This window comes from Bacillus horti (assembly GCF_030813115.1).
Lineage (GTDB): Bacteria > Bacillota > Bacilli > Caldalkalibacillales > JCM-10596 > Bacillus_CH > Bacillus_CH horti.
Genome location: NZ_JAUSTY010000001.1, coordinates 195,729 through 209,776 on the forward strand (window position 1 = coordinate 195,729; position 14,048 = coordinate 209,776).

14 protein-coding genes and 1 other annotated feature are annotated in these 14,048 nt (G+C 40.8%); of the genes, 1 reads left to right on the forward strand and 13 read right to left on the reverse strand.

All coding sequences use genetic code 11. From position 1 onward, the window contains the following. Positions 1-201: 201 nt before the first annotated feature. The 13 genes from minD to J2S11_RS00985 form a co-directional block, all read right to left on the reverse strand. Positions 202-999 carry a septum site-determining protein MinD gene (minD, locus tag J2S11_RS00925; RefSeq protein WP_307389676.1) on the reverse strand — a complete coding sequence of 266 codons (798 nt, stop codon included), beginning with the start codon at positions 997-999 and terminating at the stop codon, positions 202-204. A gap of 15 nt (positions 1,000-1,014) precedes the next feature. After that, positions 1,015-1,683 (reverse strand): septum site-determining protein MinC, encoded by a 669-nt coding sequence (gene minC, locus J2S11_RS00930; protein WP_307389677.1) that lies wholly within the window; start codon positions 1,681-1,683, stop codon positions 1,015-1,017. 139 nt (positions 1,684-1,822) lie between these two features. After that, positions 1,823-2,341, reverse strand: a complete 519-nt coding sequence (gene mreD / locus J2S11_RS00935) for a rod shape-determining protein MreD (protein ID WP_307389679.1) — start codon at positions 2,339-2,341, stop codon at positions 1,823-1,825. After that, positions 2,338-3,249 carry a rod shape-determining protein MreC gene (gene mreC / locus J2S11_RS00940; RefSeq protein ID WP_307389682.1) on the reverse strand — a complete coding sequence of 304 codons (912 nt, stop codon included), beginning with the start codon at positions 3,247-3,249 and terminating at the stop codon, positions 2,338-2,340. Before mreC ends, mreD begins: the two co-directional genes overlap by 4 nt. A gap of 104 nt (positions 3,250-3,353) precedes the next feature. Continuing rightward, positions 3,354-4,361, reverse strand: coding sequence for a rod shape-determining protein (locus J2S11_RS00945; protein WP_307389684.1), 1,008 nt, complete (start codon positions 4,359-4,361; stop codon positions 3,354-3,356). Positions 4,362-4,420: 59 nt separating this feature from the next. Beyond that, positions 4,421-5,113 (reverse strand): RadC family protein, encoded by a 693-nt coding sequence (gene radC, locus J2S11_RS00950; RefSeq protein ID WP_307389687.1) that lies wholly within the window; start codon positions 5,111-5,113, stop codon positions 4,421-4,423. A gap of 75 nt (positions 5,114-5,188) precedes the next feature. Beyond that, complete coding sequence (locus J2S11_RS00955; RefSeq protein ID WP_307390208.1) at positions 5,189-5,794, reverse strand: Maf family protein; 606 nt, start codon at positions 5,792-5,794, stop codon at positions 5,189-5,191. A gap of 98 nt (positions 5,795-5,892) precedes the next feature. Beyond that, positions 5,893-6,132 (reverse strand): DUF4321 domain-containing protein, encoded by a 240-nt coding sequence (locus J2S11_RS00960; protein WP_307389689.1) that lies wholly within the window; start codon positions 6,130-6,132, stop codon positions 5,893-5,895. Positions 6,133-6,285: 153 nt separating this feature from the next. Next, on the reverse strand, positions 6,286-7,611 hold the full coding sequence (locus tag J2S11_RS00965; protein WP_307389692.1) for an SPOR domain-containing protein: 1,326 nt from the start codon (positions 7,609-7,611) through the stop codon (positions 6,286-6,288). A 116-nt stretch (positions 7,612-7,727) separates the two neighbouring features. After that, on the reverse strand, positions 7,728-8,468 hold the full coding sequence (locus tag J2S11_RS00970; protein ID WP_307389693.1) for a prepilin peptidase: 741 nt from the start codon (positions 8,466-8,468) through the stop codon (positions 7,728-7,730). A gap of 57 nt (positions 8,469-8,525) precedes the next feature. Then, positions 8,526-9,869, reverse strand: coding sequence for a bifunctional folylpolyglutamate synthase/dihydrofolate synthase (locus J2S11_RS00975; RefSeq protein WP_307389696.1), 1,344 nt, complete (start codon positions 9,867-9,869; stop codon positions 8,526-8,528). Beyond that, positions 9,866-10,468 carry a GNAT family N-acetyltransferase gene (locus J2S11_RS00980; RefSeq protein WP_307389699.1) on the reverse strand — a complete coding sequence of 201 codons (603 nt, stop codon included), beginning with the start codon at positions 10,466-10,468 and terminating at the stop codon, positions 9,866-9,868. The genes J2S11_RS00975 and J2S11_RS00980 overlap by 4 nt, the downstream gene beginning before the upstream one ends. A 77-nt stretch (positions 10,469-10,545) precedes the next feature. Further along, entirely contained in the window at positions 10,546-13,218 is a 2,673-nt protein-coding gene (locus tag J2S11_RS00985; protein WP_307389701.1) for a valine--tRNA ligase, read from the reverse strand. Positions 13,219-13,286: 68 nt separating this feature from the next. Continuing rightward, positions 13,287-13,552, reverse strand: a binding site (T-box leader). A 216-nt stretch (positions 13,553-13,768) separates the two neighbouring features. Between J2S11_RS00985 and J2S11_RS00990 the strand changes: the two genes are divergently transcribed. Further along, on the forward strand, positions 13,769-13,996 hold the full coding sequence (locus J2S11_RS00990) for a hypothetical protein (protein WP_370875412.1): 228 nt from the start codon (positions 13,769-13,771) through the stop codon (positions 13,994-13,996). The last annotated feature ends 52 nt before the right edge of the window (positions 13,997-14,048 follow it).

Below are 14,048 nucleotides of genomic sequence, written 5' to 3' on the forward strand. Positions count from 1 at the left end.
TCTCTCCTTCGATTAGTGATTTCTCTTTTTCAAATTCATGGAAGCTCTTATTTTATTTATCGGAAAACTTGAGCAAAATGTTTACTGTTTTTTGAGTAAATATTTGCATAAAAATGAGGTAAGGTATTGCAAAAAAAAATACACCTTACTTCTTCAATCAGGAAAGGTATCTCCTAACTGAAAAGTAGAGGTGTATAAGCTCTATGATTTTATGCCGAATAATCGCTTAACCTTTGAAAAAACGCTAGTATTCTCCTCTAAATTCATCAATGGAATAGAATCTCCGAGAATACGCCTAGATATATTTCGATAAGCAATGGATGCCCTTGAATTTGGGTTCATTACAGTCGGTGTTCCTTCATTCGAAGCTTTAATCACCGCTTCATCATCTGGAACGATTCCTAGTAGGTCAATTGCCAAAACGTTAACAATTTCATCTACGTCAAGCATTTCACCCTTTTTCATCATTTGTGGTCTGATTCGGTTAATAATCAGCTTTGGACTTTGGATTTTCTCCGCTTCTAGCAAGCCAATAATTCGATCAGCATCCCTTACCGCAGATCTTTCTGGGGTTGTAACAACCACAGCACGATCGGCTCCTGAAACAGCATTTTTAAATCCCTGCTCTATGCCTGCTGGACAATCAATAATAATATAATCAAAGTCCTGTTTTAGCTCATCAATAATCTTAGCTACTTGCTCAGGATGGACAGCATTTTTATCCTTTGTTTGAGCGGCTGGAAGAAGATACAGCTCCTCTACATCCTTATACTTAATAAGAGCCTGCTTCAATTTACAGGAGCCTTCCACAACATCAACTAAGTCATAGATAATTCGGTTCTCCAGACCCATTACCACATCCAAATTACGCAGTCCAATATCTGTATCCACTAAGCAAACTTTTTTCCCCTGAATAGCTAAAGCAGTCCCTAGATTAGCTGAAGTGGTGGTTTTCCCCACTCCACCTTTACCAGACGTAACGACAATCGCCTCTCCCACAATTATGCCTCCTTCTTATATGAAGCTTTTAAGCTCTGGTCGCAAATCCATCAATTTATGTAGCTTATCTACTACAATCTGTTGATTTTCTATAAAGGCAAACTCCATTTCATACTCTTCCTCATCCCATTCGTCAGGTGACCGACTAACAACTGTAGAGATTCTCAGCTGTGTAGGCTGTAGAATTGAGGCCGCTATAACAGCTGACATATTTCCTTCACAGCCTGCGTGAGCCATGCCCCTTAGTGATCCCATTACAAATATATGACCAGTAGCCTGAATAAAGCCTCCTGGGTTAATATCTCCTAGTACAAGTACATTTCCTTCAACCTTATATACCTGACCTGAACGAATGGTTTTATGTACGATCTTAACATCCGCTTCGATTCTCGCTTTATCTAGCTCTGACCTGTGGACAACTTCACTTTCTAGCTTATCTACTTCTAGCTTCCCTTTTGTCCGAATAAATTCTTTTAGTGTCTTCTCTTGGTCTTGATCTAAATAACGATGCCCAAGGTGTACCGTAACCTTGATCACCTCTCCTTGTAATGCGTGCTGACGGCTAGCCTCAAGCTTAAGACTAAGCTCGCTAAGCAGCTCTTCAAACGTGCACGTATCGTCCATATGAAAAACTAAGCCATCTTTGGTTCCTTTTATGGTTACGAACGGTTTCGTCATTGTCATCCAAAGATCACCCCATCCCTTTTCAATTCAACAATGATGCGTAGAAATCCTTCTTTTCCCTCATAAAAACAGTTTTCTTAGAATATGAGGTCTTATTTTCTTTACGACTTCTTCGAGAGGGCTTCAATAGAAGCTTTTCTTACAGCTTTTCTTCTTCCTGCTTCATTTGCACTAATATGGTTCGTAAAGGATAGGACACTAAGGTAGCAAAAATCATATTTAAAATTAAGGTAGGAATCACCTTTTGAAAGAAAAATACCTGAGTTTCCATTTGAACATAGCCAATGAGCATAAGTAACCCATAGACAATAAACTCATGCAGCACTAAACATGCCGCAATTGTCAAAAGGATTAATAATAAGCTTTGTTGGAATACTTTAAATGTGAGTCCACTAAAATAGCCTACTAGGGCCATAGAAAAACCATAGATTCCAATAACTCCACCATACACTACATCATACAATAGACCAAATAACAGCCCCATAAATAAGCCTTGGAGCCTTCCTAAAAATAGGGCTGAAAATATAAGGAGAACCACGACAAAGCGCGGTATCATCAGTATAGGAATACCCCAACGATCAGGAGAAAAAACTTGGACAACCGTACCTTCAATCACAAAAAGGATAAAGGACGTTAGAATGAAAAGAAAGTGGGTCATTCCTCACCCTCCTCCTCATCTGTTTCTTCCTCTAATTCTTCATCAGTTGTCGTCGTGGATTCCGGAACAAAAGAACTCTCCACCACAAAAACGAAATCTAATTGATACAGATCAGCAGCTGGTTTAACCAACGCCGTTCTCGTTAACCCGTCCTGATCCGTATAATACTCAATAATTTCCCCAACAAATAACCCCTTAGGATATTTACCTCCCAAACCTGAAGTAATAACAGACATGCCTTCCTCTAGCTGAGCGTCGAGGTCGATTTTACGTAAATACAAGGCTTCCTGTTCAACATCATAGCCTTCCAAGATCCCAAAGTATTGCTCTGTTTCATCATCCCCAAGCACTATAGCAGATACGTTAGCGACCCGATTCGTGTCGCTTAGGAGTTCAACTGTAGAGGTAAATTGAGCCACGCTTTTGACTCGTCCGACCAAGCCTTTATCTGTTATCACAGCCATATCAGGTTCAACACCGTGCGTGTCCCCCTTATTTATGGTAATCTGCTGATACCAACGATCAGGGGAACGTGTTACAACCTCTGCTGCTCGTAGCTGATAATCAGAAAGGCCGACTTCAGCGTCTAATAAATTCTTAAGGCTGTTATTTTCCGCCTCCAGCTCTCTGATTTTAGCTACCAAAATAGCATTATCCTGCAAATTGGCTTTTAAAAGCTGATTTTCTGTATAGATTTGCTTCATTTCACTGATATTCTCAAAGAAACCCGCTATACCTCTAGCGGGTTTATAGAAGATGGATTGAACAAATCCAATAGAATCACGTAGGAATTGTTCGGGCCATGTAGGCTTAGGGCGCTCCTGCATCGTTACACCAACTACGGCCACAACGGTAATAATACCAACTAGTAAAACAATTAATCTTTTATTTGAAAAAAAGGAGGGCAACGTAAAACACCTACTCTTGTTATCTATTTATTAAGTTCTGCAGATCTAAATGATGATAATAGAAGGCTCGCTCCATGATAGGAGACCATCTTAGCATGAGCCTTCTATCTGTTTTTTGAGCTGAATTTATGCTCTAAGTAGCGACCTGTTCCAATCGCTACACAATCTAATGCTTGCTCAGCAACAATAACAGGAATACCCGTTTGTTCACTAATAACCTTATCTAAATTTTGTAGAAGTGCTCCCCCGCCAGTTAACACAATTCCACGATCCATAACATCGGCAGCAAGCTCTGGTGGTGCTTTTTCAAGAGTTACTCGCACCGCTTCGATAATGGAAGCTACTGTATCAGCTAACGCACGTGCAATTTCTTGAGCTGTAATTGTAACAGTTTTAGGTAATCCACTCACTAAATCTCTTCCTCTAATCTCCATATCCGCTTTCTCATCGCCTTTTCCTGCTGAGCCAATTTCAATCTTTAGCTGCTCGGAAGTACGTTCACCGATCATTAGGCTATATTGCTTTCTAACGTATTGAATAATGGCATCATCCATTTCATCTCCAGCAACACGGATAGATTGACTAGTTACAATTCCACCTAAGGAAATAATGGCAACCTCAGTAGTTCCGCCTCCAATGTCTACAACCATGCTTCCTGTTGGTTCCCAAACAGGCAGGTCTGAACCAATAGCCGCTGCAAAAGGCTCTTCAATCGTATACACTTCCTTGGCTCCAGCTATTTTCGTTGCCTCTTTAACCGCACGTTCTTCTACAGCTGTAATACCAGATGGTACACAAACAACGACGTTAGGCTTTTTAGAAAAGAAGGATTTCTTTTTCTGAGCTTGATTGATAAAATATTTCATCATTGTGGCTGTTGTATCAAAGTCAGCAATAACGCCGTCTTTCATCGGTCGCTTGGCTACAATATTTCCTGGTGTACGTCCAATCATGTTCTTCGCTGCATTTCCCACCGCACGTATGGAGCCCGTATCGCTTTCAAGTGCTACCACGGAAGGCTCACGAACGACAACACCCTTTCCTTTCACGTAAACAAGTGTGTTCGCTGTACCTAAATCTATTCCCATATCTCTTGTAAATCCACTAAACATTCCTAGTATGCTCCCTTCGTGTCTGTCCCTACTATTTAATATTTCAGAGAACAAAGGTTTCACATGTAACCCTTCTCTTTTAAGCTAACATACCTGCCATCACCAATAACAATATGGTCTAGCAGGTCAATACCCATAATTTCACCAGCTGACACCAGTCTTTTGGTCACTTCAATGTCCTCTCGACTTGGGTCTGGATCGCCACTCGGGTGGTTATGGGCCACAATAATGGAGGCGGAGCTCCACTTTACTGCTTCTTTAAACACCTCTCTAGGGTGTACGATAGACGCATTTAAGCTTCCCACAAAAACGGCCTTTTCGTAAACAATCTGGTTTTTTGTGTCTAAGTACAGGACGTAAAACTTTTCTTGCTGATCAAGCTTCAAAAGCTCCATTAAATACTTGGCAGCCTCCTGCGGTGAGCGAATACTAATCAGCGCCTCACGTTTCACTGCCACTCTTCTGCCTAACTCAATACCAGCTTTAATTTGAACAGCCTTAGCCAACCCAATGCCTTTAATTTTCGTTAATTCATCAACACTTGCTTCACTCAAACGACGTACAGATCCGATCTCTTTGATAATTCTGGTTGCTAGTGAAAAGACAGATTCTTGATTTGTACCTGTTCGAAGTAAAATGGCTAATAGCTCTTGATTACTTAATTTCTCTGCACCATCTTTGACCATCCGCTCACGTGGGCGCTCTTCTAAGGGGTAGTCGCGGACCATCATCGTTTGATTAGAAACGGTCATGATCAGTCCTCCAACTATGGTATTTTTCCCTATTATCTGCTATCTCATGAATGTATCTTCAAATGTTTTACTTTTTTATTTGGCTTTGTTTCCCTGCTGTAAAATATCGATTCCAGCTTTCTTTAGAAAGTTAGCTGTCATAAGAAGTGGAAGTCCCACTACTGTGAAGTAGTCTCCTCTTATCTCTTCAACGAAAGTTGCTCCAATTCCCTGAATGGCATATGAGCCTGCTTTATCCATCGGTTCGCCAGTCATTATGTATTGCTGTATTTCCTCATCCTGTAATGCTTTCATCTTGACTGTCGTCTGCTGAAACCCTATATATCTTTCCTTTGTCTCAACATCAAAAAGGGCGACTCCTGAATAGACTTCATGCACATGATTTTGGAGCTGCTTAAGCATGTCAAACGCCATTTCCTTCGTCTGTGGCTTGCCCAATACTTTTCCGTCAATAACGACGATCGTATCAGCACCTAGCACCACACCATCTTGGACCTCCTTGGCAACAGCCTCAGCCTTCTGCTGAGCTAAAAGCTGCACAATCTCCTCAGGAGGGCATGACATATCCACTTCTTCTATTATATGACTTGGCTGAATCGAAAAGCTTAACCCTAATCCTGCTAAAAGCTCTTTTCGACGTGGGGAGCTTGAGGCTAAAATAATGGGTCTAGCCTGTTTCATTCCAGCCTTTCCTTCATTCAGATTAAGGAGTTGATTTGATGATTGTTCTTTCATTTCACACGGCTCCTTGGTTTTATGACTATAAGTAAGGGCTTGTCTTAGCGTAAACGCCTATAAATCCATATGGCCACGACAAGACCTAGAATGCTCGCTAAATTTAGTCTAACCTGAATGAAAAAATCATATTTCAAAAGTTCTAAATCGGCTTTCGGTTCCCACGTTATTGCTTTAGAAGTAGCCAAAAAAGGCACCCATGGACTAAGGATGTCTCCAATAATGCTGCCGACAATGACGCCAATAAGCAACACAATGATAAAGACGACAGTATTTTTCTGCATGCTTTTCTCCTCTTCGTCAACGCAAATCACATTAGTTAAAGTTTAGCAGATGGCGTACACTGATACAAGCTGTAAGCAAAAAAGTTGCTCCGTAATCCATTCGTGTAGAAATTCTTTTTTCTGTCGAATAGAACGGTTAGAATGTTTATCCATTTATATAGATGTCACAAGACTTTCATAACCTCTGCTAAATTCTAATAGGGCTTGCTGCACATTCCAAAGATAAGACTGGTGGGGCTCCTGGCGATAGGATTCAAGAGCATTGATAGCACCGATAATGGATTTGCTTATTTGCTCTACCCCATTTTTAGCCGTTCCATTCTCCCATGAGTCCGTAATACCTTTTCCTAATTGTAGAAATTGACGATGGCTCAGTTGTAGCTTCTCCCACTGCTGACTAGTGATTGGAGTAGCTCCTTCTACTCTATCAATGCTAGCCTTAGAAGTTAACTGAAATAATTCTTCACCTTGTGCTAGGAACGCTGCAAGCTGCTTAGCTTGCCCTTCTGACAAGGAAAGGTTACCTGGCTCGGTCACATTCCAATCCTTCACGTAAATTTCATAGTTTTGACTCTCGTAATACTGACCTATTTTCTGCGCCTCTTCCTTTGAATCCGCAATTCCAACAAGCAATTGAAAAGGTGCTTGTTCTCCTCTTATGATACCAGGATATCCATCGGCTAATAATTGCTGAAGCATAACCTCAGCTGCTTGTTTCTCAGAGAATGCCCCAGCTTGAACAACATGATAACTTTTAATAGGGAGTTGCACATTTCCTATATTAATTGAACCAGTAGGAGAAGTTACAGAAGGATTTATTAAGAGGTCTGACTGATCTTTTGGAGTGCTATGACTAGGGCTTCCGTTCTGATTCATGCTGCCACTTGATTGCTGTCCCTCTCCGTTAGCTGATTGTGAAATAGAAGGAGATTGACCAGGTCCATTATGTGCTTCTCCCTGAGGCTCTGACAAATTAGAAAAAACAGCTAGGACGGAAAGACCTAGAAGAATGCCAAGCACGATGGCAGACCCGGCTACCATTATTAATTTGGTGCTCTGCCCTAATGCTGGCATTTTCTTTTTAGGTTTATGATAGCGCTTAGGTAATGGCGCGCTTGTACGATAGGAATGAGTGGTTGTGGATTCATCAAATCGATTTACATACAAAGGTTGATCCGTCAGCTTCAAACCATTCTCAAGCTCATGTTCCCGTGAGAAACGGAATGGGGGATCGATAGATGGCATATAAGTTGACGGTTCATCCCATTTTTCATGATTAAGAACATCCACTGATTCTTGGCCAAAGGAAATTTTATCCTCTGTGTTAGAAGGGAAGTCCCATTCTATTTCAGGGAGGGATGAATATTGTGGAGAAAACTCTTTTTCTGGTATGGGCTGCTTATTAGAAGAATGATCAATGTTCGACTTCATACGCTCTTCGTTAAAGCGAAAGGACATTTGATTCTTTTTCTTTTCCATGATAATCACTCCTTCATTCTGCTCTCCTTTCTACTCTATGAAAAAATAAGAGATTTAGAACTGTTTCTATTGTTCTATAGGAGCAGAATACTGGAGGATCACTGAAAAAGTGGATGCTACCATTGACGATACCAATCCCAAATTACACTTCCATATAAATAAGAGACAAATGCTCCAAAGGCAATAAATGGACCAAAAATCAGAGATTCCTTACGACTTTTCTTTTTAGCTAGAATTAAAGCCATTCCACAAATTGCGGCTAAAAATGAAGCGATAAATAAGCTCATCAACGTATACCACGGACCTAAGACAAATCCAATTGCTGTGTACAGCTTAATATCTCCTCCTCCCATACCACCTCTACTGAAGACCGCAATCAATAAAAGGAGAAGAAAGCCTACACCCGCTCCTAAGTAATAAAACAAAATAGAATGTTCGCCAATAAAAATCCGTAGAAAAGCAAAAAGAGCAATGGCGGGTAAAGTAACTTTATCTAAAATCAATCCACTTCTCATATCTGTCAGTACAGAAAGAGCAAGCACAATCACTAAACCTATTCCAAGAATTAGTTCCCAAGAAACCCCGATCTGTAAATAAGCTAAATAAATGGAGAAAGTTATCAGCAATTCGCTGGTCGGATAAAAAGGAGAGGAATGAAATGAACAAGAGGGGCAAGAATAAGGAGACAGCAGCTGACGCATTTGACTGATATGATTGAAAGAAGGAAGGGCTTGTTTACATTGGAGACAATGAGAAGGGAGGGAAAAAAGAGCTTTTTTATGCAGCAAGCTTGTCCCCACTTTTGATAACAATGTAGCTAAAATAAAGCCACCTAATAGCACAAAAAGATCAAGCATTTTTCCTTCAACCTCCCCCTCAAATCCATATAAACTTTTACTTCAATCCCTTAACTGCTAGGTCAATAGCAAACTTCTAACCTCAGAAATAAAGTATAGAGAGCCTGTAAAAAACAACACGTTATCGGCATTGTTTTCGCTATCCTTATTTTGACTAGCATATTGCTGGTAATACTCCTGCCACTCTTCAGTTACAATCAGTTTAAAGCTCCAATTCCTTTTAGCACGCTTTAGCTCTTGAAGCTCCTCTATGGAATGAGCACGTGGAAAGGAAAAAGTGGTTACGATAACTCGCTCAACTAAGCCATTTAAGCAAGTAAGCATTTGCTCCAAATCCTTACCCTTTGAAGCTGCAAAAATAACTGTTACTGATTTATCTTTGTAGTAGCGCTGTAATGTATCTTGAAAAGCCTCCATTCCCTGCTGATTATGTGCTCCATCTATCAGCGTTAAAGGTTCGTCTTGTAGCTTTTCCATCCGTCCTATCCAGCTTGTTTGTTTTAATCCTTTATATAAGTCCTGTTCTTCCCACACCACAGCATAATACTGTTTCAGAACCTGCAAAGCCATAACAGCCAAAGCAGCATTATTGATTTGATGTGCCCCCATCATTGATAGACAAAGATCAGGATAAGAGGCAAACATTGACGAATAGGAGAAATACTGACTTTCCTCCGAAAATGACCCTTCCTTAACGTGGAAAGCTCCATTTAAAGCGTAGACAGTCGTCTTATTCTCTTTTGCCTTTTCATGAATAATCTCTAACAGACCTGCCTGCTGTATTCCGGTAACCAACGGGACTCCCGGCTTAATAATTCCTGCTTTTTCAAGAGTAATTTCCTCTAATGAATTCCCTAGAATATGCATATGATCATATCCTATGTTCGTAATGATACTCAGAATAGGTGTTACTACATTGGTAGAATCAAGCCTTCCACCTAAACCTACCTCCCAAAGTACGAAATCGGGGTAGCTTACGGTAGCAAAATAGAGGATAGCTAGCATTGTCACAACCTCAAATTCTGTTGGACCACCTAACTCTGATTGCTCAAGCTCCTTAGCCAATGGCTGAATACGTTGACACAGCTCTAGCAATGACTCATCAGGAATATCATGACCATTCAGCTGAATACGATTCTGGAACCTTTCTATATATGGCGACGTAAAAGCTCCTACATCAAATCCAGCTGTTTCTAAAACATGGCGTAAATAGGCTACTGTAGAGCCCTTGCCATTCGTTCCACCTATATGAATAAACTTCAATCTGCGTTCAGGATGACCTAGTTGCTCAAGCATCCATTCCATACGCTTTAGGCCAGGCTTTATCCCAAGCATGGTTAAGCTATGTATCCATTCAATGGCTTGCTCAGCCGACGTTAATTTGCTGTTCTGTTGTGTCATGTAAGTCCCTCTTTGTCCTCATATAACGTAGATGGTGATAACCAATCCCGTTTTAATATAGCATATAGCTTTAAATCATGAAACTGCTCCTTAGCGTACATCTGCTCTCTTAATATTCCTTCAAAAGTCATGCCTGCTTTTTGCATAACACGTTCTGATCCTACATTGCCCAGCATACACCTAGCTTCGATCCTATTTAATTCCATTTGTTCAAAGCCAAATTTTAATACAGCCTGAACCGCTTCAGACATAAAGCCCTTTCCCCAAAGCGGTCTAGCTATCGCATACGCAATCTCAGCTATGTGGTGCTGAGGCTTCCACCACACATAGCCACATGTACCAATCATTTTACGACTCTTTTTTTCTACAATGGCCCATTCATGAACCTGCTGTTTTTCTTGTAAGCTCAGATTATGCTCAATAAATCTCATCGTGTCATTAATGCTTTGATGAGCATGCCAAGTCGTATACAGAGATATTTCAGGATCTGATGTATATTCGAACATATCGTGTACATCCTTACGGGTCATATGTCTCAGAAGGAGTCTATCTGTTTCTAATGCTGGTAAATTGGCAAAAATCTTTTCAATTGCACCCACAAATTCTCCTCCTTATCTCGACCAAGTAGCTAGCTAAAGCTAGAGGAAACCGCTCACTTCCTCTAGCCAAGCGACTACTACTGCTTAAGCTCTAAAATACGTGCTCTTACCTGTTCGCGTTTCTCCTGATAATCCTGCTGTTTGCTTTTTTCCTCCTCCACAACGTGAGCAGGGGCTTTGGCTACAAAGCCTTGGTTAGATAATTTCTTTTCGATTCTTTCTACCTCTCCATCCAGCTTCTTAGCTTCTTTCTCCAGACGCTCAATTTCTTTATCTATATCAATTAATCCAGTTAGAGGGAGGTAGATCTCTGCTCCCTTAACAATCGCTGACATCGCTTTATCAGGAACAGGAAGATCCTGACTGATTTCAAGCTTTTCCGGGTTAGTCAGGCGACTAATCACACTTTGGCTGCGATTGAGATACGTTAGGCTATCTTCATTTGTAGCTTTTATCAATAATTCAATAGGCTTTCCTAGAGGTACATTAACCTCCGCTCTAATGTTACGAACAGCACGGATAACCGATGTTAATAGCTCCATTTCCTTCAACGCCTCTGGCTGAACAAAAGCTTGATTTTCCTTCGGCCAAGCTGCCACAGTAAGACTAACTCCTTCATGTGGAAGGTGCTGCCAAATTTCTTCCGTTAAGAAAGGCATAAATGGGTGCAGAAGGCGCAATGTTTGATCTAACGTATATGTTAAAACAGACTGTGTTTCTTTCTTTGATGCTGCATCCTCACCATACAATGGGATTTTGGCCATCTCAATATACCAATCACAGAGGTCATCCCAAATGAAATTATAAAGAACTCTACCTACCTCACCAAACTCGTAGACCTCAGCTAAACGTGTTACATCTTTCACCGTTTCATTTAAACGATGCAGAATCCATCTATTCGCCGTTGATAACTCACCACTAATATCAATATCTTCATACGTGAAACCTGAAAGATTCATAAGAGCAAAACGAGAGGCATTCCAAATTTTGTTAGCAAAGTTACGAGTCTGCTCTACCTTCTCCCAATGGAAGCGCAAATCATGTCCTGGAGAGCTGCCCGTAGCAAGCATAAAACGCAGGGCATCTGCACCGTACTGTTCAATCACATCCATAGGATCTACACCGTTCCCTAAGGATTTAGACATCTTACGTCCCTCTGAATCCCTGATTAATCCATGAATTAATACATCTTTAAACGGTCTTTGATCGGTAAATTCAAGAGCGGTGAAGATCATTCTAGCCACCCAGAAATAGATAATATCATAGCCTGTTACTAAAGCATCTGTAGGATAGTATCGCTTATAATCCGCACTATCTTCAGGCCATCCCATGGTAGAGAAAGGCCACAATCCAGAACTGAACCATGTGTCTAACACATCATGATCCTGTGTTAGATCTGTTGTTCCGTACTTCTCTTGAGCTATTTTCTTTGCCTCAGCCTCATCTCTAGCAACAATGACATCACCGTTTTCTGTATACCATGCAGGAATACGATGCCCCCACCAAAGCTGCCTTGAGATACACCAGTCACGTATATTCTCAATCCAGTGAAGATACGTTTTTTCAAAGCGATCAGGAACAAATTGAACCTTTCCTTCTCCCTTTTGAAGCTCAATCGCTTTTTCGGCTAAAGGCTTCATTTTAACAAACCATTGAGTAGACAGATAAGGCTCTACCACTGCCCCACTCCGTTCACTGTGACCAACGCTATGCATATGTTCCTCTATCTTGAATAGAACGCCCTGCTCCTGTAGATCCTTTATGATTTGTTTACGACATTCAAAACGATCTAATCCCTGGTATCCCGCCGCATTTTCATTCATTTTTCCACCTTCATCCATCACCAAAATCTGCTCCAGTTGATGACGATTTCCAATTTCAAAATCATTAGGGTCGTGTGCTGGTGTAATTTTTACAGCACCACTTCCAAATTCACGATCGACATACTCATCGGCAATGATTTCAATTTCTCGATTGGTGATAGGTAGGATAACCTTCTTCCCGATCATATTTTGGTATCTTTCGTCCTGTGGGTGAACAGCAACAGCCGTATCACCAAGCATGGTCTCAGGTCTTGTTGTAGCAACTTCAATATGTCCTGTACCGTCAGCTAAAGGATATTTTAAGTGGTAAAGGGCGCCCTGTACTTCCTTATATTCAACTTCAATATCAGAAAGAGCCGTTTTCGTTTGAGGATCCCAGTTGATGATATATTTTCCTCGATAAATAAGACCTTTTTCATATAGTTTTATAAAGACCTCTTTAACGGCTTGAGATAAGTGTTCATCTAGGGTAAATCGCTCTCTAGAATAGTCAACAGACAAACCCAATTTATACCATTGCTCCCGAATAGCGGTTGCATACTCTTCCTTCCAATCCCAAACCTGCTCCACAAAGCCTTCTCGTCCTAGGTCATATCTACTTTTTCCTTCTTCCTTCAGCTTTGCTTCAACCCGTGCTTGAGTAGCAATCCCAGCGTGGTCCATTCCCGGAAGCCAAAGAGCATCAAAGCCCTGCATTCGTTTCATGCGAATTAGGATATCCTGTAATGTCCCGTCCCAAGCATGCCCTAAGTGTAAACGACCTGTTACGTTCGGGGGTGGAATAACAATAGTGTACGGTTCCTTCTGTGGGTCATCCGCCGGTTTAAAAAAGCCTCCCTCAAGCCAATATTGATACCATTTAGCTTCTGCCGTTGAAGGATCATATTTTGTTGGCATCGCTAATTCGTCTTTTACGTTTTCACTCATTATTTTCATCTCCTCGTTTTTTTACAGCCTATTTCCTATTTCTCGGGCAATAAAAAAAGCTCTTACGTCAAAAGGACGAAGAAGCTCGCGGTACCACCTTTATTCACTTACCTTAAAAATAGAGGTCAAACCTATAAGTAGACCAAATAAGATAAGTGCTCTCAAGAGAGATAACGGATCTACCGATTCTGCTTACTAGTATCCCATCTATTACTTTGTTCAGCAGAATAACTCAAGGGCGACCTTCAATAGCTTGTTCCAAGAAAATGTTACAGCCAAGCATTTTCCTCTCTGTTGGACAGCACTATTTACTCTTCCCTTTCAACGTTTCCATGTATCCAGTTCAATCCTCCAACTGAACGTAGCATGTAGAGGATTCATCATGATAACTCTATGATTGACATTTATTGTACTTATTATTCTTACACTCGTCAAGTCCAGTTTTCGCAATCTATCTCTTTTCATAGAGTGGTGATAAAGGGTAATGTTACTCACCAAAAACATAGCGGGCACATACACTATAATAAGTCTACACGCTAAGGTGATGTGAATGAGCGGTTTTCAGTTTAATAAATACAAGTTCCGAAATAAAATGCTGCATTTAAAGCAGCAGTTTTCCTATTGGCTATTTCAGGCTAAAGTGATCGCCAAGCAGGTTTTTATTCCGCTTGCTATTTTCCAGTTGATCCGTACAATTCTACTACCTACTCCATTGGATGTCATTATCCTGTTAATTATTTTTGCTATTGTTATTTTTAGTGTATTTGACTGGTTATAAGCTGTTCCACTGAAAAACCCAGCTCTCCTTTATTGCATTTGAGGAAGCTGGG